The organism is Calothrix sp. PCC 7507 (assembly GCF_000316575.1).
Classification (GTDB): domain Bacteria; phylum Cyanobacteriota; class Cyanobacteriia; order Cyanobacteriales; family Nostocaceae; genus Fortiea.
On record NC_019682.1, the window covers coordinates 3,015,056 to 3,036,620 of the forward strand.

The 21,565-nt window shown below is 42.1% G+C and carries 21 protein-coding genes and 2 riboswitches; of the genes, 10 read left to right on the plus strand and 11 right to left on the minus strand.

Features of this window, described 5'->3' with window-relative positions:
- Nucleotides 1–273: 273 nt before the first annotated feature.
- The gene (locus tag CAL7507_RS12815) at nt 274–537 is read right to left on the minus strand and encodes a helix-turn-helix transcriptional regulator (RefSeq protein WP_015128899.1); all 264 of its coding nucleotides are present in this window, start codon (nt 535–537) and stop codon (nt 274–276) included.
- Nucleotides 538–883: 346 nt separating this feature from the next.
- Between CAL7507_RS12815 and CAL7507_RS12820 the strand changes: the two genes are divergently transcribed.
- Entirely contained in the window at nt 884–2,335 is a 1,452-nt protein-coding gene (locus tag CAL7507_RS12820; RefSeq protein WP_015128900.1) for an NAD(P)/FAD-dependent oxidoreductase, read from the plus strand.
- Between the two features lie 457 nt (nt 2,336–2,792).
- Here the strand turns inward: CAL7507_RS12820 and CAL7507_RS12825 are convergent, their stop codons facing one another.
- On the minus strand, nt 2,793–3,440 hold the full coding sequence (locus CAL7507_RS12825) for a TetR/AcrR family transcriptional regulator (protein WP_015128901.1): 648 nt from the start codon (nt 3,438–3,440) through the stop codon (nt 2,793–2,795).
- Between the two features lie 304 nt (nt 3,441–3,744).
- Between CAL7507_RS12825 and CAL7507_RS12830 the strand changes: the two genes are divergently transcribed.
- Nucleotides 3,745–5,682, plus strand: coding sequence for an FAD-dependent oxidoreductase (locus CAL7507_RS12830; RefSeq protein ID WP_015128902.1), 1,938 nt, complete (start codon nt 3,745–3,747; stop codon nt 5,680–5,682).
- A 63-nt stretch (nt 5,683–5,745) separates the two neighbouring features.
- Here the strand turns inward: CAL7507_RS12830 and CAL7507_RS12835 are convergent, their stop codons facing one another.
- The 3 genes from CAL7507_RS12835 to CAL7507_RS12845 all read right to left on the minus strand — a co-directional run bounded on the left by CAL7507_RS12835 (nt 5,746) and on the right by CAL7507_RS12845 (nt 7,092).
- The gene (locus tag CAL7507_RS12835) at nt 5,746–6,066 is read right to left on the minus strand and encodes a multidrug efflux SMR transporter (protein ID WP_015128903.1); all 321 of its coding nucleotides are present in this window, start codon (nt 6,064–6,066) and stop codon (nt 5,746–5,748) included.
- A 199-nt stretch (nt 6,067–6,265) separates the two neighbouring features.
- Entirely contained in the window at nt 6,266–6,709 is a 444-nt protein-coding gene (locus tag CAL7507_RS12840) for an NUDIX hydrolase (RefSeq protein WP_015128904.1), read from the minus strand.
- 14 nt (nt 6,710–6,723) lie between these two features.
- Nucleotides 6,724–7,092, minus strand: coding sequence for a hypothetical protein (locus CAL7507_RS12845; protein WP_015128905.1), 369 nt, complete (start codon nt 7,090–7,092; stop codon nt 6,724–6,726).
- Between the two features lie 198 nt (nt 7,093–7,290).
- On the opposite strand from CAL7507_RS12845, the gene folD reads away from it, so the two are divergent.
- The 3 genes from folD (at nt 7,291) to CAL7507_RS12860 (ending at nt 9,808) form a co-directional block, all read left to right on the plus strand.
- Nucleotides 7,291–8,184 (plus strand): bifunctional methylenetetrahydrofolate dehydrogenase/methenyltetrahydrofolate cyclohydrolase FolD, encoded by an 894-nt coding sequence (gene folD / locus CAL7507_RS12850; RefSeq protein ID WP_015128906.1) that lies wholly within the window; start codon nt 7,291–7,293, stop codon nt 8,182–8,184.
- 108 nt (nt 8,185–8,292) lie between these two features.
- A complete protein-coding gene (gene crtE, locus CAL7507_RS12855; RefSeq protein WP_015128907.1) occupies nt 8,293–9,222 on the plus strand; it encodes a geranylgeranyl diphosphate synthase CrtE in 930 nt (309 codons plus the stop codon).
- A 115-nt stretch (nt 9,223–9,337) separates the two neighbouring features.
- Nucleotides 9,338–9,808 (plus strand): divergent PAP2 family protein, encoded by a 471-nt coding sequence (locus CAL7507_RS12860; protein WP_015128908.1) that lies wholly within the window; start codon nt 9,338–9,340, stop codon nt 9,806–9,808.
- Between the two features lie 18 nt (nt 9,809–9,826).
- On the opposite strand, the gene CAL7507_RS12865 is transcribed toward CAL7507_RS12860, so the two are convergent.
- The 6 genes from CAL7507_RS12865 to CAL7507_RS12890 form a co-directional block, all read right to left on the minus strand.
- Nucleotides 9,827–10,408, minus strand: a complete 582-nt coding sequence (locus CAL7507_RS12865; RefSeq protein WP_042342117.1) for a hypothetical protein — start codon at nt 10,406–10,408, stop codon at nt 9,827–9,829.
- Nucleotides 10,409–10,615: 207 nt separating this feature from the next.
- Complete coding sequence (locus tag CAL7507_RS12870; protein ID WP_015128910.1) at nt 10,616–10,945, minus strand: MgPME-cyclase complex family protein; 330 nt, start codon at nt 10,943–10,945, stop codon at nt 10,616–10,618.
- 235 nt (nt 10,946–11,180) lie between these two features.
- Nucleotides 11,181–11,900 carry a pathogenesis related protein gene (locus CAL7507_RS12875; RefSeq protein ID WP_015128911.1) on the minus strand — a complete coding sequence of 240 codons (720 nt, stop codon included), beginning with the start codon at nt 11,898–11,900 and terminating at the stop codon, nt 11,181–11,183.
- Nucleotides 11,901–11,994: 94 nt separating this feature from the next.
- On the minus strand, nt 11,995–12,723 hold the full coding sequence (locus CAL7507_RS12880) for a pyridoxine 5'-phosphate synthase (RefSeq protein WP_015128912.1): 729 nt from the start codon (nt 12,721–12,723) through the stop codon (nt 11,995–11,997).
- Nucleotides 12,724–12,749: 26 nt separating this feature from the next.
- A complete protein-coding gene (locus CAL7507_RS12885; RefSeq protein WP_015128913.1) occupies nt 12,750–13,511 on the minus strand; it encodes an SDR family NAD(P)-dependent oxidoreductase in 762 nt (253 codons plus the stop codon).
- A 6-nt stretch (nt 13,512–13,517) separates the two neighbouring features.
- A complete protein-coding gene (locus CAL7507_RS12890) occupies nt 13,518–14,717 on the minus strand; it encodes a HAMP domain-containing sensor histidine kinase (RefSeq protein WP_015128914.1) in 1,200 nt (399 codons plus the stop codon).
- A gap of 439 nt (nt 14,718–15,156) precedes the next feature.
- A riboswitch (cyclic di-AMP (ydaO/yuaA leader) is annotated at nt 15,157–15,299 on the plus strand.
- Nucleotides 15,300–15,395: 96 nt separating this feature from the next.
- On the opposite strand from CAL7507_RS12890, the gene ntrB reads away from it, so the two are divergent.
- From ntrB to CAL7507_RS12920, 5 genes are all read left to right on the plus strand, one after another.
- The gene (ntrB, locus tag CAL7507_RS12900) at nt 15,396–16,247 is read left to right on the plus strand and encodes a nitrate ABC transporter permease (protein ID WP_015128915.1); all 852 of its coding nucleotides are present in this window, start codon (nt 15,396–15,398) and stop codon (nt 16,245–16,247) included.
- 231 nt (nt 16,248–16,478) lie between these two features.
- Nucleotides 16,479–17,930 (plus strand): ABC transporter substrate-binding protein, encoded by a 1,452-nt coding sequence (locus CAL7507_RS12905; protein ID WP_015128916.1) that lies wholly within the window; start codon nt 16,479–16,481, stop codon nt 17,928–17,930.
- Nucleotides 17,931–17,996: 66 nt separating this feature from the next.
- Nucleotides 17,997–18,833 (plus strand): ABC transporter ATP-binding protein, encoded by an 837-nt coding sequence (locus CAL7507_RS12910; protein ID WP_015128917.1) that lies wholly within the window; start codon nt 17,997–17,999, stop codon nt 18,831–18,833.
- Between the two features lie 34 nt (nt 18,834–18,867).
- A riboswitch (cyclic di-AMP (ydaO/yuaA leader) is annotated at nt 18,868–18,984 on the plus strand.
- A gap of 186 nt (nt 18,985–19,170) precedes the next feature.
- Nucleotides 19,171–19,800: a universal stress protein gene (locus CAL7507_RS12915; protein WP_015128918.1), complete on the plus strand. Its 630-nt coding sequence runs from the start codon at nt 19,171–19,173 to the stop codon at nt 19,798–19,800.
- A 128-nt stretch (nt 19,801–19,928) separates the two neighbouring features.
- The gene (locus tag CAL7507_RS12920; protein WP_015128919.1) at nt 19,929–21,266 is read left to right on the plus strand and encodes an ArsB/NhaD family transporter; all 1,338 of its coding nucleotides are present in this window, start codon (nt 19,929–19,931) and stop codon (nt 21,264–21,266) included.
- Nucleotides 21,267–21,565 lie beyond the last annotated feature (299 nt).

The window sequence follows — 21,565 nt, forward strand, 5'->3', positions numbered from 1 at the left end:
GTTGATTTAGATAAATATCTGCTGAACAAAGAGGATATTTCCCGCTGATAAAACTAGAATAAAATTTTACCAACGGGAAAAGACAGCCTCTTATCATAACCAATAGCCCAGTACTCCTTTCTGGTTGATTTTGACGCTGATGAAGATTCGTGGTAGAAGTTGACGCTGCAAACAAAGGTTGAAGAGGAGAATCATTAGTAAATCGTCAAAATTTGCTTGGCTGTAGACCAAAAGCAATTAACGTTATACTGGACGCGCTCAATTGCTACTTGTCTAATCGTTCTGGTTGGGCAGAAGACAACAATTAACATCATTCAGGCAAACTTTGCCCCATTGTAAAGCCCAGCGCACGAGTGCTACTCGGTTTTCTGTCTGGGTTTTAGTAAGAATATTGCTGATATGGTTATCAACTGTGCGTTTACTAATTTCCAGTTTTCCTGCAATATCTTGGTTAGTTAAGCCAGTGGCCACTAAGTCAATAATTTGCAGTTCTCTGTCTGACAGACTAACAGGGGTCTGAGACTCGCCACCAGCCATGACTTATTCTCTCCTCCGGTATATGTACTCAATCGCTCTCTCTAATTCTAGAAGATTCTTCTGTTGGTGGGCGTTTCCAGTGTTAGCAGAAATACGATCGCTATTATTTTCTTTTTATTTCCGATTTGTAGTTATGTCAGCTACAAATTACTAGTATTAAACATGATGTTTTTATCAATACAAACAAAAAACTTCATTACTGAGGTGAAGGATGTGGCGATCGCCAGCATTTATCGCTGTTAACAGGCTTGAAAGTCTTTTAGTGCAAGGATTTGTTGCTCAGTTTATGTCCTCATCTATTTGATCACTGCTATAAATCCCATATTCTAGGAATCAGGCGGTAAATATGCATACTCAAAAATCCCAGACTGCGAAGAATGTCTTGATTGTTGGAGGAGGGCCCGCAGGACTGGCTACTGCATTAATGTTAGCCAAACGCGGTTGGAAAAATATCACTGTCTTAGAACAAAGAGTGGCTGCTGATTATTATGAGCCTGACAAGTCATTCAATTATCTTATTGATGGTCGGGGTCAAAAATTAATTGATTTTTTGGGACTCTCTGACGAATTATCAAAAATCAGTGTTCCGAGTCAGAAATTTTATTTAACGTTCATTCCCGCAAATGGTAGTCGGAAAACTCTGGATTTACCGATTATCGATCCCAATCGGAAAACTGCTTACTGGCTACCACGAAAAGCATTTGTCTTGCTACTATATCAGGAAATTGAACGGAATTGGCAAGATAGTATTACTGTCTTGTTTAACACAAAGTGTGTGCAAATCAAACAGCAGGAACGGTTGGAAATTATTGTCGAGTCAGAAAAGGGCGATCGCTCTAAATTGGAGCCTTCTCTCCTAGTTGGTTGTGATGGGATTAACTCCATTGTCCGTAACACAATCAAAGAGTGGGATAAATCGACTACAGATAGATTTGAGATGCAGCTTTGTCCTTCGCCTAGTGCAAATCTGAGGTATAAGGTGTTAAGTTTGCCACCAAATTTTCCTCTCGATTATAGTGGCACAGAACATGCTGTGTGTGATGCGGCGTATGCGATTCGTGGGGCTTTGCGAGAGCGCGATCGCTCTGTTTCTCTGGGAATACTGCCGATTAAAAATCCAGACGAAGTCCGCACTGCAAATATTATTACACCTTTAAAGCATGAAATATGGAATTTGCAAACCAGTGAGGAATTGTCTAACTTTTTTGAGCAAGCTTTCCCACAATTACCAATGCGTCAAATAGTTTCATCGGTAGAAGCTGAGAGATTTCTTAAAAGTGAAGGTGGTTACTTTCCCATTCCTCAATATTGTTCTGGATTGTACTGTTTATTACCAAGTGATGCGACTGGAGTAGTCCTGTTAGGAGATGCTATCCATTGCTTTCCTCCAGACATTGGCCAAGGTGTGAATTCAGCCTTAGAGGATGTGTATGTTTTACATGAGGCACTTGCTAAAAGTGACGATAATTTATCAGAGGCTTTACCTGTATATGAATCTTTGCGTTCTGCTGATGTCAAAGCTTTAGTTCGTCTGGCTCAAATTGCTTTTCCTTGGCAGTATAACCAAGATCCCTTTCGCCAGCAGCTATGGAGCATCAACTTTTTTCTCAGACTTAAACTCAGCCAATTTTTACCATATTTATTCAGTCCTCAAGCTTTTTTTCTCATCCAAAATCATCGACTTTCCTATAAAGAAATATTGGACAGAGTTAATCTTACAACTCGGAATTTGTATGTAGTAAGTCTAGGCGTAATTTTGGTGATTTTAGCTTTATTGGGAGTTAGTTATTTGACATGAAATTGGATAGGTAGAGTTCTGACCGTTCAATTGTCATCGCGAGCATCTCACCGAAAGTATACCAAGCGATTTCCATTCGCCAGGGCAGGCGTGTTTTTACAAAAGTGAGATGCTCCCATTGTCATCGAGGGTGGGAAAGACTCATACGTGTCAACTTAACGTGAAACCGTTGTCCCACCTCAGAATGAATTCTGAGTCTCATAGCAAAAGTCATCTCAAGATGACTAAAAATTCTCACTTATCCCCAGTTTACTTGAGTAAACTTTGCCTAAAAGCCGATGAAACTCATTTCTGGGCGGGTGTGTCAGCCAACAAATCCGCCAGGGGAAGGGGTTGGGAGTGGGGTAAAACGCATGACAGGTAAGCGTTTGAGCTTAAGTTGACAACAATAGGAAAGATCCACCGCCTACAAATGTATATATTGCATTCTTTTTTCAAATTAGTGTAACTTTCTGAATTACAAATTACGAATGGGTTTTAGTCCATCCAATAAAACATTAATCATTTCATTGACCATAATCTCACCAGAGACAGCACTAGGCGAACTAGTGACAAAAGGAATGCTTTCCATCACAGATAAAAAGAAGCCTGCTAGGAGTTCGGGACGCACATCTCGAATTTCTCCTTGGGCTTTTGCTTGAGCAAATATCTGGTGAATTGGTTCAAAGATGGATTTATAGGAGCAAGCTGATAGCCTGTTAATATTTTCTTCTGATAACAAAGGCATATCTGTGTGTACCATGCTCAAAAAGTGGATGGGAGGCTGGGAGAGAAACCAAACGCCAGCTGCTTGGAGATGCGATCGCAAATTACTACCATTTTGATCAATAGCTTGCTGTAAACCGATGCGATGGCGCTCAAACATGCGTTCGGTAACTTCCACAAACAGCTGCTCCTTGCTCTTAAAGTGATAGTACAAGGATGCTTGGCGAATTCCTACCTCCAAGGCAATATCCCTCATGGTGACTGTATTGTAACCACGAGTGCGAAATAACTGCTCTGCTTCATCCAGCACACGATCTCTAGCGACTATGGGGCGCTGGGTACAAGCATCTACGTGTCTGCTAGCAGAGGATTTTTTGGGAGAGATGCGATCGTCTGGCATCCCAAAACCTACCTATCACTTAGTAGTCAACTATCAAATAGTATATTACACTGTCAAATAATGTCCTAATTTTTGATTGTAAATCTTACAGCTTGATAATTTATATGATGTAAACTCCGTCTACAAAACTTAAATCTAAAGTCTTCTCAAAAGTAACAGTTAGGGATTGACAATTTATCCCATTGTGTCAAAAAAATCCGCTGGGGATTAACTTTGGCATGGGAAAAAGATTCTGGGAAATGGGCTAAATTACAGCCCTTATTTCGTGCCATTAGTTCATTGTGAAGAGTTAGTTCTGTAACAAATGAGTCAAGTATCAAATACGCCTGAATCATCTCATATTTCTCGTCGTACGCTGCTCAAGTGGTTTGGTATCGGTGGTATTGCTGGGGTGACAGGATATTCTCGTTTCAGTAAACCCAAACCAACAGTTTTTCAAAAAGATGTACTCAACTTGCCACGGCTACTGAATCAATCTAAAAGTGTTGTTGTCGTTGGTGGTGGATTAGCGGGTTTAGCTTGTGCATATGAATTGAGCCAACGGGGATTTGTTGTGACACTTTTAGAAAAGTCACCCCAACTCGGCGGCAAAATTGCGAGTTGGCAAATTGAAGCTGTGGGCGAAACTTTCATGATGGAACATGGCTTTCACGGCTTTTTCCCCCAATACTATAATCTGAATAGTTTAGTGGTAGAAATGGGGATAGATGAGCATTTTCAATCATTAAAATCCTATGCTGTTGTTTACCGCGATGCTAAATATCAACCAGAGGTATTTCGTCCTAGTAGTTCTGCCTTCCCTTGGAATATTATAGATTTAGCGATCGCATCTCCCAATCGTTTAAGATGGGGGATTAACCTGGTTAAATTAAAACATTTACAAGTCTTCCAAGCAATTACTGGATTTCAGAGAGAAAGAAATTATCAACGCTTCGATAATATCTCTGTTGCTGATTGGGTAAAAGAGGAATTTCCTCGCGGTTTATATGACTTATATTTTCTCCCTTTTGCTAAATCTAGCTTGAATGCACCAGACACAATGAGTGTGGGCGAATTGATGCAGTTCTTCCACTTTTATTTTTTTGGCAATCCGGAAGGGCTAGCTTTTAATGGTACTAAAGACGATATGGGAACCAGCTTAGTACAACCTATAGTTAGGGCAATTCAAGACAGGGGTGGTAAAATTATCACAGGTGCAACTGTGAGTGAAATTCCATATCAGCAAGGTAAGATTAATGCAGTCAAATATTTTGTTGGTAGTAATCAAAATAATGTCCCTTTTGGGGTGAGACGCAACTCACTGATAAGTGGTGCAGATGTAGAATATTTTGGTGAGGCAGATGAAGTTTTTGCCGTCACAACTGGAGCAAAAGAGGCAATTTCACTTACCTGTACTCACCAAGGTTGTACAGTCCAAAAAGCAGCAGATGGGAAATTTCACTGTCCTTGTCATGGAGCAGTTTTTGCGGCTGATGGTAAAGTGTTAAAAGGTCCAGCACAAAGAGATTTAGCTAAATATCAAGTAGTGCAGCGACAAGATGAAAAGTTACAACTGGTAGCAGTAAATCAGGAATCCTCGCCAGAAAAAATCACAGCCGATTATTATGTTTTTGCTACCGATGTACCGGGAGTACAGCAACTATTTAAACGCATGACTGGGGATGTAAATAAAAAAGTGCGATCGCAAGTAGAAAATTTGAGTATTGCTGATCCATTTGCTGTTTGTCGTTTTTGGTTTGACCGTGATTTTCATTGGGAACAGAGTAATTTTACATCTTTATCTGGCTACCAGCTAACTGATAGTATTACTCTTTATCATCGCATTCAAACACAATTTATTGACTGGGCACAACGCACTGGTGGGAGTGTTGTAGAGTTACATGCTTACTGCTACAAAGCAAAAGAATTCCCCACTCAAGAAGCATTGTTAACCACATTTGAACAGGAACTCTATGAAATTGTTCCTGAGTTAAAGCAAGCCAGAGTATTGCATCGGGAATTGGTAAATCAACATAACTTTTCTGGATATCCACCCAATAGTTATGCAGAACGTCCAGAAACTATTACCAGTGTTCCTAACTTAATCTTTGCAGGAGATTGGGTGAAAATGCCCTTTCCCTGTGGGTTAATGGAGCGAGCCGTTAGTAGCGGTTTATTAGCAGCCAATGAGATTTTATACCGAGAAGGTTTGCAGAGGCGATCGCTTTTATCAGTCAATCCAGAAGGCTTGTTGCAAATTTAGATATACTCGATAAATTAAGATCCCCGACTTCTTTGAGAAGTCGGGGATCTGTGGCTGCAAAATTTACTTACCTGAATTTAAGCCAATTACCCCAATAATTATTAATGAAATGGATATCAGTTTAATGGGAGTAGCAGATTCCCGAAACCAAATCATCCCAATGACAGCAATTAGGGTAGTTCCCAATCCAGCCCAGACAGAATAAGCGACACTAACATCAAGTTTTTTGATACAAAGCGTTAAAAAAGCTACACAAAGTCCATAGGATATAAACACTAATATCGAAGGAGTAATTTTAGTGAATCCTTGCGATAATTTCATGCAAGTTATGCCAGAAACTTCAAAGATGATTGCTGCGAAGAGATAAAGCCAACTTAGTGACATATTTGTTAGTTTTGCAGTGGCAAGGTTTTTTATTATCTCTAGCAATATAAAAAAATTAAATTAAATCATTGTGATAAGCGACTGTGGCATTTAAGTTGCATATTTTATCGTGTATAAAATAATGTTTGCGAGACATGGATTGTCGTGAAGGGTGGGGAAACCCCGCCCCTTGTATCTTAAATAAATAAAGCTAGGGTTTTCACCCTATAATTTGGACTTCAGACTTCATAAAATCCAACATAATTCGTTGATGCACGCCCCCTAAAGGTCTAACTTCATCGGCATTTTGCGAATAACAATGGCCTTGGCGAATATCTTCATGTGTCAATAAACCCATATCCCAGCCTTCATTTAAAACTAGTTGGTTTAATTCCACTAAAAGCGGTGCATGAAAGACGTGACGGATAGCTTTTTCGTCTGGATAGCAGCCAAATTCCGAAAAATGTGGTAGTGTGTAGCCGATTTCTTCTAAAATTTCTCGCTTAACGGCAATTTCTGGGGTTTCATCAGGTTCAATATGACCGCCAAATAGCGCCCAGGAACCAGGGTAGGGAATCGTAGGAATATTGTCCCGTAATTGCATGAGAAATTTGTCTCCTTGATAGAGAATAGCGATCGCTACATGCACTTGTTGATGATTCATAAGTTTTTTTAAGACTATTCTTCTACGTAAATTTCCCCGAACTCCTTGCCAGCCAAAGGTATACTTTTGTAGCGAACTTTCCCCTTAACCACCATATCCTTTCCTTCTGCTAAATCAGTTTGATTAGTCACCACCCAAATTTTGCCACTTGAGTCATTGATTTGATACGCCCATCGTTGCATGAGGGGAACTTGCCTTTCCACCTTACCCTGGACGTAAACTGTCGCGGAATCATCTTTTCCTGGTTTAATATCTCGAATTGGAGTGATATTGCTACCAATTCTGAAATTACCGGAATTCAACCCAGGCGGAGTCAACTTACCACAACTACAAAGCCCTACTACTAAAAAGAATGTCAATCCCAGGCGATTAAAATTTGTCATTTGTCAAAAGTCAAGAGTCAAGAGTCAAAAGTCAAGAGTCAAGGATTATTGCCCAATCCCCAATCCCCAATCCCCAATCCCCAATCCCCAATCCCCAATCCCCAATCCCCATTTTCATCGATGACGCGGTTGATCTGAGAAGATAAACAATATAGTCTTGCAGTCTGAGGTCAAGACCATAATAGTAGATAGTCAAAGATGACAACAAAAACTGCCAAACTTCTTGATGGTAAAGCTTTAGCTGACAAAATCCACAAAGGGCTTACCAAACGGATTACAGAATTACAATCACAAATTGACCGCCCCCCTGGTTTAGCGGTGCTGATGGTTGGCGACAATCCAGCGTCAGCGGCTTATGTCCGCAATAAGGAAAAAGCCTGCGCTAAGGTGGGTATTGCCTCTTTCGGCCAGCACTTCCCTAGTGAAACCAGTCAAGCAGAACTAGAAACGGCTATTGCATCACTCAACCACGATCAACGAGTAGATGGCATTCTCGTACAGTTACCTTTGCCTAACCACTTAGATGCTGTCACCCTTCTGCATCAAATTGACCCTGACAAAGATGCTGACGGACTACATCCAGTCAACTTAGGGCGATTGGTGCGGGGAGAGGCTGGTTTACGTAGTTGCACTCCCTATGGTGTGATGCGGCTATTGCAAGAATACCAAATTCCCTTGCAGGGAAAACAGGCGGTGGTAGTGGGACGGAGTATTTTGGTAGGCAAACCGATGGCTTTAATGTTACTAGAAGCTGATGCTACTGTGACTATTGCTCACTCGCGATCGCACGACTTAAAAACCATCACTCAGAATGCTGATATTCTGATTGCAGCCGCAGGAAAACCTGGATTAATCACTGCTGACATGGTGAAACCGGGCGCTGTTGTGGTAGATGTGGGGATGAATCGCGTCACAGATTCTAATGGGAAAGGTCGTTTAGTCGGCGATGTCCACTTAGAATCAATTGCTGGCGTGGCGCAGTTTATCACTCCAGTCCCTGGTGGTGTTGGTCCGATGACTGTCGCTATGTTGTTGCAAAATACATTTGCCAGCTACGCAAGGCGGTATGGAGTTAACAGTGATGAATTATGAATTATTCTTCCTAATTCTTAACGCTTAATTCCTCATTCTTTCAGCTCCAGCACACCTTAAAATTGTGACGTATATGACAAAAATTTACAAAGTTCAGGACTTTTAAGAATGGTAGCAACTAATAAGTTTACAAAGACACCAGAGACAGCCACGTTTAATCTATCCGCTTATCTCAAAGAGCGACAAAAGCTTTGTGAAACTGCTTTGGATCAAGCAATTCCCATCATTTATCCAGAAAAAATTTATGAATCTATGCGCTACTCTCTATTAGCTGGAGGTAAGCGTGTACGCCCTATTCTTTGCCTTGCTACCTGCGAAATGACCGGTGGTACAATTGACATGGCAATGCCGACAGCTTGTGCAGTGGAAATGATTCACACAATGTCTTTGATTCATGACGATCTGCCGGCGATGGATAATGATGATTACCGCCGTGGCAAACTGACGAATCATAAAGTCTATGGCGAAGATGTGGCAATTTTGGCTGGGGATGGCTTGTTGGCTTTCGCTTTTGAGTTTGTAGCTAAACAAACACCCCAAGACGTTCCCAGAGACCGTGTGCTGGATGTTGTAGCCCGTCTGGGACGCGCACTAGGAGCAGCTGGCTTGGTTGGCGGTCAGGTGGTGGATTTAGAATCGGAAGGTAAATCGGATACTTCCCTAGAGACACTAAATTTTATTCATAACCATAAAACAGCCGCTCTTTTAGAAGCTAGTGTGGTTTGTGGTGGAATTTTAACAGGAGCATCATCGGAAGACGTGCAACGACTGACCCGCTATGCTCAAAATATTGGTCTGGCGTTTCAAATTGTCGATGATATCTTGGATATCACCGCTACTCAAGAGCAATTGGGTAAAACTGCAGGTAAAGACCTCAAAGCTCAGAAAGTGACTTATCCTAGCCTTTGGGGAATTGAGGAATCCCGAGCTAAAGCCCAAGAGCTAGTGGAAGAAGCTTGTGTAGAATTAGAGTCATTTGGGGAATCAGCGCAGCCGCTAAAAGCGATCGCCTATTACATCACCAGTCGCAATCATTAAGTTTCTAGGGGAAGTATAGCGATCGTCAATTCTGGATTTTGGATTTGGGCTTGTATCCAAATGTTTCCTAAAAAAAACAACTGCTGCTACTATTTACTAACCTAACCAAAATACCATGCAGGACATAGGCGACATCTTAGACAACCGGGTGCTGCTGGTTGCTCTGGTAACTTGTTTGATTGCTCAGGCTTTAAAGCTCGTCATCGAGCTGGTCAAAAATCGCAAACTGAACGTGCGTGTTTTAGTCACAACTGGAGGTATGCCTAGTGCCCATTCAGCTCTAGTTACCTCTCTAGCAGCTGGTGTAGGGCAAACTTTAGGCTGGGCATCTCCTGATTTTGCTTTGGCTACGGTTTTTGCCATCATCGTCATGTATGATGCCGCTGGAGTTCGCCAAGCCGCCGGTAAACAAGCTCGGATTCTCAATCAAATGATTGATGAATTATTTGATGAAAAACACGAATTTAGCCAAGACCGCCTCAAAGAACTCCTCGGACACACACCAGTTCAGGTAATAGCCGGGTCGGTTTTAGGCATCACTATATCTTGGTTAGCGAGGTTTTTATTGGTCATCAATAGTCCGTGACTGTTGACTGATAACTGATTACAACCGCACAACCGACTTTAACAACATCACCTTACGACTATCTACTAGATAAGACACGAAGCCACGTTCGTTGAGCTTCTGTAGTGTGTTGTATGCTTCTTGTTGGTTGGTAGTGTAAATTGCCAGCAAGTAAGGACGTTGTCCGTAAGCAGCAAAACCGACGTTACCTCCCAGCGCTTTTTGCACACTATTTGCCAGTTCCGGACGGTTGAAATAATCTACCAATACGGCATAACCGGCTTTGAGGGGTTGAGGGTTATAGCTAATTGTCTGAGATGGTTGTGGCTCTCCGGGTCGAGTGGTGATAATGGCAGACAACCCAACTATATTATTGATATATCTCGCCCAACGATTAGCATCATCAATTTTGTTAAATCCACCAATTCTGGTGACAGTATCGGTGAGATATTGGCAAGTAGTACTCTTGATTTCAGTTGGTAAGGCATCACGCAGTTGCTTTTGATTATCTACTGTCGGACTGATTACCAATAAAAGATACTCACCAGCACTCGGAGGCTGACAAACAGGATTAGCTGGTTGAGCGGTTACAGAACTTAAACCACCTATCAAACCAGCCATCGCTAATACTAAAGCACTTGGTAAACTCTGAAATCTTTGCACAAAAGTTAAATAGGTCAATTATAGTGTCTTACAAGATTTTATAAAAAGATTTTTTGTTCCTAACAAAGGAAAATGGGTAATTAGTCAAAAGTCAAGGGTCAAGGGTCAAGAGTCAAAAGTCATTAGTAAACAGCTATTTCCCCCTGCCCCTGACCCTGCCCCGTTCTAAGCTACGGTAGCCAACGAGGCTAAGGCGTTGGGAATTGTCTTAGAAGGAGCCTGAAATTCGCCTGTAATCACGTACTCTAATCGCAGTTTCAGCCAGGTAATAAATTGGGAATTAGTAGAAATAATTGCTACTGCTGGTTGTGGACACTTTGCCTTTTCCTGGGCAAACTGGGGTGCTTCTAAAAAAGCTGGCTGTTTCACCAACCAAAAGTCAATTTCTTTTTCTTGTTCGTGGTAATTACGGGTGCGTTCTTTGAGAACTTCGTCTATTGGTTCTTCTTGTAGCAGAAACTGTTGACTTGCCAAAACGTAATAGTATGTTTGCATTTTCATCCTTATGGTTAAAAAAACTAGAAGTGACTTTAATCGCAGTAGCGTCAAGTATTAAGCAAGTGCATTATTTGTCATGTCTCCTTCATCATTTATCAGTAGGGTGGGCAATGCCCACCCTACTGATACTCAAATTTTTTCAATAATCAAATCGTATTCCTATACAGCGCCTAGGTGTTTTCTAAAAATCATCTTACCAATTAGAGGGCGAACAATTGTTCGCCCCTACAAATTAACTTTTCTTGATTTTCTTGAACCAAGAACTGAAGGGACAAGCACTTTCCTGGTTTCTACTACTTGAGTCTTTAGCGCCTGCTGTCAACTTTTCGAGAAACAGCGCGTTGTCAAAGTAGTGTTCTAAGGAAACAATCTGTAAATCATCGGTAACTTTGGCAATACTCATACCGATAATTTCTACCGTCTCTCCAGTTGGTGCATAGTCTTTGTATGCACCGTGAAAATGTCCCCAGTGTCGCCACTTGAATGTCACGCTTGGTGGACCTGAGTACACTTCCAGCACTTCCCAGGGAAATCCTTGGGGAAATGTAGTGTGGAAGAGTTTGGCTGATGACTCAAAGTTTTCTTCAGAAGCTTTGTAATGTTCTGAATCAGCCATGAATAAATTGTAAGTACCTTGGGCTGATACATCTGCTGCTGTGTACTCTGTTCCACCATTCGTACTCACACGAAAACGGTCATTTACCACAGATAACCATTGCTGCGGGTTAGTTTTAAAAGATACCTCCATCTCGAAGGTTCTCACCAAGTTTTGCACGATCGCTTCTAGGGTACCTTCTAGATGGCTACGTGTACTCTCTCTCTCCAGATTCTCCTTGGAACGGGAATAATCTGGGGGTTTTTGATACCGCCACTCAGCATCACTGCTGGCGGCAATAACTATATCCCGATCCTGTACCCAAAGCGGCAGGTTATTAGACTGTGTTGCGCTCATAATAGAAGTCTTTGCTTTAGTTTTGCTCCCAATTTTCTAGATTTCGCATCTTCAGTAAACAGTTATCAGGTATTCACTGATAACTGATAACTGTTCACTGATTACTGATTCCCCGTATAGCTTGTTTCATCTCGCGGACTGCTCTTTCTATACCTACTAAAGCTGCCCTGCTGATGATGGTATGACCAATGTTGAGTTCTTCCATCCCAGGAATATTAGCGACAGGATAAACGTTCCAGTAGGTGAGTCCATGACCTGCATTCACTCGCAATCCAGCTTTAATTGCTTGTTCGCACCCCTGAGATAACACAGCTAATTCTTGGTGGCGGTTGGTTTCGTTGATAGCGTCAGCATATTGCCCAGTGTGTAGTTCAATAAACTTTGCCCGCACCTTGACAGATGCTTCGATTTGTGCAGGCTCGGCATCAATAAACAGACTAACTGGAATATCGGCGCTCTGTAATTTATCAACAATCTCACCTATTCTAGCAACTTGACCGACGATATCTAAACCGCCTTCTGTTGTCACCTCTTCGCGTTTTTCGGGGACTAAAGTGACGTAATCGGGTTTGATATCGAGGGCGATCGCTAGCATTTCATCTGTAGCGGCCATTTCTAAATTCAGATGCGATCGCACAGTTTGTCTTAATATTCGCACATCCCGATCTTGAATATGCCGCCGATCTTCCCGCAAATGTACAGTAATCCCATCTGCACCCCCTAATTCAGCTAGCACCGCTGCCGCTACTGGATCTGGTTCCACCGTCCGCCGCGCTTGCCGAATGGTGGCGATATGGTCGATATTTACGCCGAGTGTAGTCACCCCTAGTTGCTCCTAATCCACAGTCCTTAGAAGTTGATCTTACCGGAAATGTTGGTTGGCAGGGGAGACTGAGCTTGGAACCTTTGCCCACTCACTCCTTTGGATTCATCTGCAGCTAGGTAAATAAAGATATCCGTAACTTTTGCGGGGTCTACCCAACGGGTATGATCAGCTTCTGGTTCCGATGCCCAGTGCATTGTAGTGTCCATATCACCAGGATCTACCCAGTTAAAGCGCACCCAACTTCCTTGGAGTTCTGCAGCCCAAATCTGCGACATTCCTTCTAAAGCAAATTTTGAGATGCTATAAGCGCCCCATCCCGGAAAACCAGTTACACCTGTATCACTAGTTACGTTGATGATGGAGCCTCCTGTTTGTACCATTATCGGGAAAAGCTTTTGCATCATCAGGAATGGCGCAATCAAGTTTGTGTTGAGTACGTAGCGCAAATCTTCTAAGGGGTAGTCAACCAGGAATGGGATGGGAGTGGGGCCAATTGCGGCTGCGTTGTTAATTAGCACATCCAGGCGATCGCCAAATTCCCTCAGCGTGGTGGTGACGACGCGATCAATCTCTTCTGCTTGCGCCAAATCTGCAGCGATCGCTAACACATCCGTTTGCGGTGCAATTTCCCGAATTCGCTCACATACCTCGTTCAAACCCGCAACCCGCCGCCCCACAATCGAGATTTTAGTTGCTCCTTCGCGAGCAAAATCAATTGCCAACTGCCTTCCTAATCCTTGAGATGCACCTGTAATTAGGGCTGACTTCCCTTTTAGTCTATTCATGTGTGCTTAATTCTCTAACATCTGCAATTGCATAGGTAAAATCACGGTGAAGGTAGAACCAACCCCCACCTCGGAAACTAAGTTAATTTCACCTTGCAATAGCTTCACCAAGCGGGAAACTATGGCTAATCCTAACCCTGTGCTACCAGGAACGTAAGACTTATTCGCAGTACCGACGCGAAAGTAGGGTTCAAATATCTGGGCTTGGTCTTCTGGTTTAATACCTATACCACTATCAGAAACAGCGATCGCCCACCTCTCAAGCTTCAACACCTGACACATGACAATAATCGTCCCCGATTCTGTATAACGAATCGCATTACTAATAATATTTGTAACTATCTGTTGTAATTGTACAGGGTCTGTAATTACTTCCTCTGGCGCATTTTTCCAATCAACAATCATCTGTAAATTTTTCTCCTTCGCTAAAGGCTCCAGCATTTCGCAGACATTGTTAATTACACCACTGACATTAGTGGGTGCTGGATCTGGCTTTATCTTCCCAGCGTCATACCGTGAAAGTTCTAAAATATCGTTAATTAGACGGAGTAAGCGCCTACCATTGCGTAGTACCCGCTCAATGTATTCTAAATTTGCATAAGTCTTATTTTCCCTAGTCTCATCTGTTTGTTCGCGTAAAAACAAATTTGAGTAGCTAATAATTGAAGCTAGGGGACTTTTCAGTTCGTGGGCTATTTGAGAAAGATAATCTTGATTAGTGGTAACTAAGCGATTGAGTTCCTGATTATGCAGTGTTAATGATGAATATAGCTGCTGTAACTCCCGCAGGCGTTCTTCAAAATAACTATTGAAACAGCGGGCGATCGCTTCATCAATCACAGTGTCAATCAAACGCATAGCGCGAATAATCTCTAAAGGCGTTCCCTCTAACAAATCCGGTTCCATCGTCTCAAATATTACCGTCCGCAGCAGATGATACTCCCGCGCAATTTCTGCCGGATCAAAGCCTTGTTCCGCTCGAAGAACTCCATGCTCCCAACTTGCCGTCACTATTGACTTGATATCATTACCCTGAGATTTTGAAAGCACTGTCACCATCGCTTTGAGTACTTCAGGAAGATGATTTTTGATTGCCGTATAAGATAAGTCATCAGCACTTTCAATCTGTCCATCTCTGCGAACTGATACGATCCATTTACTGAGGATAGTATTAGTCTTTTCAGCCAATAGTTGACTAAAATCCATTGATTTTGAGTTTTGCGAGGAGTAAACGAGTATCTGTGATTTTAACAAGAGAAGTGTTTAATTACCAAAAATAGAAAATACCGAAACTACCAAAAGTTATAAATCTTACTGTGCTATGCGTGTCAGATGCCAGTTGTTTTCATCAGCCAAAATGCATATTTATTACACAATCAATGATTTTTCTTTGTTGAACGTTAACATGTAATACCTATTTTGTATGAAGATGCACATAATAATACCCCCCTGTAGTCCCGGCGATAGCCGGGGGGTGAATTATATGCAGCTTCATAAAGAAACGGTATAACTTAATAATGCCGACTAGCTTATCTGTACAAAGACACAGAATTGCAGTATTGAAATCTACAAGAGTTCTGTAAAGAAAGATGTCATTACTGAGTAATGATGTTATAGTGTGTTTGTCGTTAATCGACATCCACATAGAGTAAGTCAGCTTAATCCAGCAAATCATACTTCGTGATGCTGGAGCGGAGGAACCAAATTGTGGGGCGTATCTTATATAAAGAGGGGCATCTCTCAGCCCTAGCCCGTCAGCTAACTTCGTAGGCATTGAGAGGAGACTGAAGAGACAGCATTGTCGTAATGTTTTGATCTCATCAGTGTCCAAGGCTGGTACTGCTCGAATTTTTGTACCTGCACTTAAATCTGTTGAGGTTATAAATGGTATTTCAACTGAATTTAGCTGCGATCGCCGCAGTTGCTGGGCAAGCCGCTTGGAAAAAAGCGAAACCCGTAATTTTTAAAGATGTTTTCTTGTTGCCTCTCTTAGGATTCTTAGGAATAATTATCCTGTGGTGGATTGTCGCCCTTACTAACGATGACTTGATGCCTACCCCACCAGAGGCACTAGTCGCTAATTTGGACTACATTTTAAATCCCTTTTACGAACGAGGCCCTGGTGACTTAGGGATTGGTTGGTTGTTGTTAGCCAGTCTGCGAAGAGTATTGATAGGCTTTGGATTAGGTGCAATAGTAGCAATTCCCTTGGGGTTTTTAATTGGCATGTCCAAACCAGCCATGCTAGCTTTCAATCCCATCATTCAAATTTTTAAACCCGTATCGCCCCTAGCTTGGCTACCAATTTCTTTAGCTATCTTCAACCTAGCAGATCCTTCAGCTATTTTCGTGATTTTTATCACCTCCTTATGGCCGACAATTATTAACACTGCCCTAGGAGTTTCCAGCGTTTCCAAAGATTATTTAGACGTAGCACGAGTGCTAGAAATGCCCCGGTGGCGACAGATTACCAAAATTATTTGGCCTGCAAGTTTGCCCTACATTTTTACAGGTTTGCGAATTAGTTTAGGGATTGCGTGGCTAGTAATTGTTGCCGTGGAAATGCTCACAGGTGGTGTTGGTATCGGCTTTTTCGTCTGGGATGAATGGAGCCGTTTAAACCTCAGTTCAGTCTTCCTAGCCGTCTTAATAATTGGTGTCACTGGACTAGTTTTAGATTACGCAGTGGGCAAACTGCAAGAATTAGTAACCCGCCGTCCTACACCCTCAAATTAGTTAGCAGTCTATCGCATTAATTTCTGCGAGATCCCCGACTTCTACCCTGCGGGAAGTATCTGTAGAAATATCTGTAGTAGGGTGGGCAATGCCCACCATCTCCAGGTTTTGGTGGGCATTGCCCACCCTACTTAATATTCCACACCCACAAATATATTTTCTGCACACATCTGTGATGAAAAAAAATTGAGACTTGTATCAACAACAAGCCGAAAAAAATGGTCAAAATCAATGAATAACGCCGACAAAAATCAGTGGAATCGACGGGAATTTCTTTTAGGTATGGGAACAACAGCCGCAGGAATGGCGCTGTCTTCCTGTGCCATTTCCGGAGACAGATCAGCCAAAGGACTAACTGAAGAAGCGTTAGCTATTAAACCAGTGGTGAGATCCCAAGACTTAGAAAAGCCCGATCTCACTGTAGGATATGTTCCCGTTAATGATTGTGCGCCATTTGCGATCGCCTGGAAAAAAGGCTTCTTCCGCAAATATGGTTTAAACGTCAAACTCAACCGCGAAGCCAGTTGGGCTACATCCCGCGATGGCGTAATTTTTGGTCGATTGGATGCCTCACCAGTCGTATCAGGTGCCGTCACAAACGCCAGAATCGGTGCAGAAGGCGCACGCCACGCCTCCTTATGTGCCGCAATGACAATTCATCGCCACGGTAACGCCATGACGATGAACAAAGCCATGTGGGATTTTGGGCTGCGTCCCTGGTACGAATATCAACAAAACTATGGTGATGGCGCATTAGAAGCCTTTGGGCGCGATTTTCGCGGCTACTTTGACAAGCAGCCCCCAGAACGCAAAGTTTGGGCGGTAGTCCTAAGTTCTGCCATTTACGAATACTTTGTCCGCTACCTATCTGCTGCCGCAGGTGTTGATCCCCTCAAAGAGTTTCGCGTCATCATCGTTCCACCTCCCCAAATGGTGACAAACGTCCGCATTGGTGCGATGCAAGCCTACATGGTAGCGGAACCTTGGAATACTAGAGCCATTAAAGGTAATGAAGGTATTGGCTTTACCTTCGCCCAAGGTAAAGAAGTCTGGTTAGGACATCCAGACAGACTATTAGGAGTGATGGAATCTTTCATTGACAATTATCCTAAAACCTACCGTTCCCTGGTCAAGGCGATGATTGAAGCCTGTCAATATTGCAGCAAACCAGAAAATCACCAAGAAGTTGCTGAACTGCTGACAGAACGCTCCTTTACTGGTGCAAAACCCAAAAAGCCTGGTGCCCCCATCACGAAGTTTACAGGGCCAGGAATTTTGGGTAATTACAATTATGGTGGGTTTGATGGCAAAGACCGCACTATCAAAGCTGCTGACACCACAATTTTCTATGACATCCCTGACAACCTGCCCAAACAGCCAGGAGAACATTCCACATTTCTCTGGAGATCCCGGAGTATCTGGTTAATGACACAGGCGGCTCGCTGGGGACAAATCAAAGAAATTCCCAGAAATGCCCATAAAATCGCCGAAGCAGGCTGGAGAACAGACATTTATCGAGATATAGCGACTGAAATGGGCATTGAGTGTCCCCAGGAAGATTACAAAGTAGAACCAGCAGAAGTCTTCATTGACAAAAAAGCCTTTGATCCTAGCGATCCAGTTGGCTATTTAAATAGTTTCGCCATTAGAGCCAACGCTCCCTCTAACTTTTTCATGTCTTAGATGGGGATTGGGGATTGGGGAGATGAGGAAGAAATAATTAATGACAAATGATAGGAGAATTTAATTATGAACTATACATCATTACCAATTAATACTGATAACCAAGTTATGCCGCGTACTGGATTCCTAGAAATTGAAAATTTAGTCAAGTCTTATCCGACACCAGATAAAGATAATTTTGTGGTTCTTGATGGCGTTAATCTTACGATTGATGAAGATGAATATATTTCTGTAATTGGACACTCTGGTTGTGGGAAGTCAACCTTATTAAAAATTATTGGTGGTTTTGAAAAAGCAACTTCCGGTTCAGTGCGCCTAGACGGGCAAGAAATTCGGAAGCCGGGGGCAGACAGAATGATGGTATTTCAGAATTATTCCCTATTACCTTGGTTAACAGTTAGAGAAAATGTCCGATTAGCCGTGGATGAAGTGTTAAAAAATGCCAATCGTGCCGAGAAAATTAGCATTGTGAACGAACACTTGGCAATGGTAAACTTAACGGCGGCAGCTGACAAATATCCTGATGAAATTTCTGGAGGTATGAAACAGCGAGTAGGAATTGCTAGAGCCTTGGCAATTCGCCCAAAAATGTTGCTGATGGATGAACCATTTGGGGCTTTAGATGCCTTAACTAGAGGTAAATTACAGCGGCAAGTCTTAGATATTTGGGAAAATCATCGGCAGGCAGTGATGATGATTACCCATGATGTAGATGAGGCAATTTATATGTCCGATCGCATCGTATTAATGACTAATGGGCCAGCGGCAACAATTGGGGAAATATTAGAAGTGCCATTTTCTCATCCACGCGATCGCGCTACCATGCGAAACTCTAAAGAATATTTTGAACTCCGCAACCACGCCCTGAATTTTCTCGATCGATATTTCACTCAAGATGAGTAAATTAGACTATCATTGTTTTTTAGTGGGTAGCCTAATTCAAATCCTGTCAAATGAGATTTGGAACGGAGGAACCAATGTTTGGGGCTAATCTTATGAGAGACACCTTCCAGTCTTAGCCCGTCAGCTAACTCCGTCGGCAATGGAAGGAACCTCCAAAACCTTGGCTGTTGTAATACCAGCTGCAATTGGGGATTCCTTTACCGAATTTAAGATTTGAAGTTTTGGTTATCGTTACTCAATCTAAAATCCAAAATCTAAAATCTAAAATTAGGTACCCTACTTCTCGTTAGTAATTCATTTAATTTGAGGAGAAGTGAAAGCTGTGAAAATCAAGCCAATGTTAGTTCGTCTACAAAGCACATTAGGACGTAACGACTTAACTGAGCAAATGGTATTGCTCCCAGAGCCGAACAAACCTCAAACGGCAGAATCAGTTAACTTAATCGTAGCTTATGATGCTTCTCCTAAAAGTCACGCCGCCCTAGACATTGCTTTCTGGATTGCCCACCAAACCCGTTTAGCCACCAACGCCCAAGTCACAGTCCAGGCCGTTTATGTGGTAGAAGAAAATTACAATAATCAGTATCCGGATATTTATCATTCAGCAAAATATCTACCGACATTAGAGTGTCCAGTCAGCAATTTATCAAAATCTGTTACATCCGTATTAACACAACCTAAACTGAGTGCAATTACACCACAATTACAAGATAAGTTGTTAGCTCCCCTCCAAGAAGCCGACAGAATTATCTGGCAAGCACGAAGTCTAGCTGAGGAATGGCAGGGTTCCTTTAAATCTCATCTACGGTTTGGTGATGTTGGTACAGAATTGAGAAAAGTCGTGGAATTAGAAGCTGCTGATATTCTATTTCTCGGCTGTAGATCAGTCAATCATCCGATTATCAAGACACTAGGTGCCGATTTTCCTAGTGCTGTATTAGGTATTCCCAATTGTATAGATGACTAATGACTGCATTAATACAGCTTGACGTCAATAAATCAACCATCCGAGAAAGCATATAAGCCCAGAAGTCACCTTGATGTAGGTGGCTTTTTTCGCCAATATGCAAGCCGTGAAACTTCAAGAGGTATGATGTGGAAAACTGGCAAGCAATCTTTAGCGTGATCACTTTTATCAGCGTCATTATTTTAGTAATGACGGAATGGGTGCATCTCACTATTGCAGCTTTTTTAGGCGCATTGTTACTAGTTTTTGCCAATGTCATGACTTTACAAGATGCTATGGGATACATCGGCAGAAGTCATGGCACACTGGGCTTGTTCTTCGGTGTGATGGTATTAGTGCGAGCATTTGAACCTACCAAAATCTTTGATTATTTAGCCACTCAAATGGTGCTACTAGCTAAAGGAGAAGGTAAGCGTCTACTACTTGGTATTGTGGCTATTACTACCCCTATTTGTGCAGTTTTACCAAATGCCACAACAGTGATGTTATTAGCACCTTTAATTCCGCCAATAGCACAGGAAGTGGGGGTAAATTTTGTACCTTTATTAATCTTGATGGTATTCGTTGCCAATAGTGCTGGACTATTAACAATAGTTGGCGATCCAGCCACGTTTATTGTGGGCGATGCGATTAATATTAGTTTTACAGATTATTTATGGCGCTTAAGTTTTGGTGGAGCGATCGCCATTGCTGTGGTGATCTTCACTTTACCATTTTTATTTCGCAAAATTTGGCATACAAGACTGGAGAATCTTGACCACCTACCACACCCAGAAATCAATCATCCACGAGTTCTAAGTGTGGGTGCGGTGATTGTAGCTTTTGTCTTAATCTTTTTTGTCATCGGAGAATCGTTACCAGTTCCGATTTCACCTGCGGCTGTTGCCTTGCTAGGAGCCGCATTAGCTTTACTACTATCTCACCATAGCAGAATTGATACAGTTCACAATATATTACGGGATATAGACTGGAGTACATTAATATTTTTCATGAGCATCTTTGTACTCATTGGGGGACTAGAAAAAACAGGCGTAATTAACGGTTTATCAGGAGTATTAGCAGTAATTTTAGGGAAAAATATTGTCCTAGGTTCACTGGTTGTATTATTTTTTGTAGGCATATTATCCAGCGTAGTTCCCAATATTCCCTTAGTAGTGGCGATGGTACCATTACTGAAACAATACGTTGTTAACGTGGGTTTCGCACCAGCAGAAGTGCTTGCAGCAGACTTTCAAGGGCAATTCCCCCCAGAAGTATTACCACTGTTTTACGCAATGATGTTTGGTGCAACTTTGGGAGGAAATGGCACCCTAGTAGGAGCATCCTCTAACATCGTAGCTGCAGGCATTTCTGAGCAACATGGCAAGCGCATCTCTTTTAAAACATTTTTGCACTACGGTATCCCAGTCATGATACTACAACTCATGGCTGCGACATTGTATGTATTCGTTCGCTTCCTACTTTAGCTTTTAATAACTGCACTAGTATTAAAGTAATTTTCAAAAAATTAAATGTTGATAAATAGTTTGGCTGTTCATACTTTATTTACTCCGTTGAAAGGCGTTTTTGTTGCCTAATACTATTTCTTTTTAAAGATGCATCACCAGATGTGGGTGTATCAAATATTGCTCGACTAGTCTAGTGATATATATCATTGACAAAATTAATAAATTAAAAACTGATTTCATACTTAGAGAAAATTCTTCCCTAAAGAGAAATATTCGTCACTTTCAAGAGAGGGAAATACGGGATTTTCTCGTTTCTA

Bases quoted from the DNA above. Each gene is read 5' to 3' on its own strand.
- CAL7507_RS12890 (WP_015128914.1), bottom strand. From the start codon at position 14,717: ATGGATTTTAGTCAACTATTGGCTGAAAAGACTAATACTATCCTCAGT.
- CAL7507_RS12875 (WP_015128911.1), bottom strand. From the start codon at position 11,900: ATGAGCGCAACACAGTCTAATAACCTGCCGCTTTGGGTACAGGATCGG.
- ntrB (WP_015128915.1), top strand. From the start codon at position 15,396: ATGGTATTTCAACTGAATTTAGCTGCGATCGCCGCAGTTGCTGGGCAA.
- CAL7507_RS12830 (WP_015128902.1), top strand. From the start codon at position 3,745: ATGAGTCAAGTATCAAATACGCCTGAATCATCTCATATTTCTCGTCGT.
- folD (WP_015128906.1), top strand. From the start codon at position 7,291: ATGACAACAAAAACTGCCAAACTTCTTGATGGTAAAGCTTTAGCTGAC.
- CAL7507_RS12865 (WP_042342117.1), bottom strand. From the start codon at position 10,408: ATGGCTGGTTTGATAGGTGGTTTAAGTTCTGTAACCGCTCAACCAGCT.
- CAL7507_RS12840 (WP_015128904.1), bottom strand. From the start codon at position 6,709: ATGAATCATCAACAAGTGCATGTAGCGATCGCTATTCTCTATCAAGGA.
- CAL7507_RS12885 (WP_015128913.1), bottom strand. From the start codon at position 13,511: ATGAATAGACTAAAAGGGAAGTCAGCCCTAATTACAGGTGCATCTCAA.
- CAL7507_RS12825 (WP_015128901.1), bottom strand. From the start codon at position 3,440: ATGCCAGACGATCGCATCTCTCCCAAAAAATCCTCTGCTAGCAGACAC.
- CAL7507_RS12870 (WP_015128910.1), bottom strand. From the start codon at position 10,945: ATGCAAACATACTATTACGTTTTGGCAAGTCAACAGTTTCTGCTACAA.
- CAL7507_RS12820 (WP_015128900.1), top strand. From the start codon at position 884: ATGCATACTCAAAAATCCCAGACTGCGAAGAATGTCTTGATTGTTGGA.
- CAL7507_RS12845 (WP_015128905.1), bottom strand. From the start codon at position 7,092: ATGACAAATTTTAATCGCCTGGGATTGACATTCTTTTTAGTAGTAGGG.
- CAL7507_RS12915 (WP_015128918.1), top strand. From the start codon at position 19,171: ATGTTAGTTCGTCTACAAAGCACATTAGGACGTAACGACTTAACTGAG.
- crtE (WP_015128907.1), top strand. From the start codon at position 8,293: ATGGTAGCAACTAATAAGTTTACAAAGACACCAGAGACAGCCACGTTT.
- CAL7507_RS12910 (WP_015128917.1), top strand. From the start codon at position 17,997: ATGAACTATACATCATTACCAATTAATACTGATAACCAAGTTATGCCG.
- CAL7507_RS12860 (WP_015128908.1), top strand. From the start codon at position 9,338: ATGCAGGACATAGGCGACATCTTAGACAACCGGGTGCTGCTGGTTGCT.
- CAL7507_RS12835 (WP_015128903.1), bottom strand. From the start codon at position 6,066: ATGTCACTAAGTTGGCTTTATCTCTTCGCAGCAATCATCTTTGAAGTT.
- CAL7507_RS12815 (WP_015128899.1), bottom strand. From the start codon at position 537: ATGGCTGGTGGCGAGTCTCAGACCCCTGTTAGTCTGTCAGACAGAGAA.
- CAL7507_RS12905 (WP_015128916.1), top strand. From the start codon at position 16,479: ATGAATAACGCCGACAAAAATCAGTGGAATCGACGGGAATTTCTTTTA.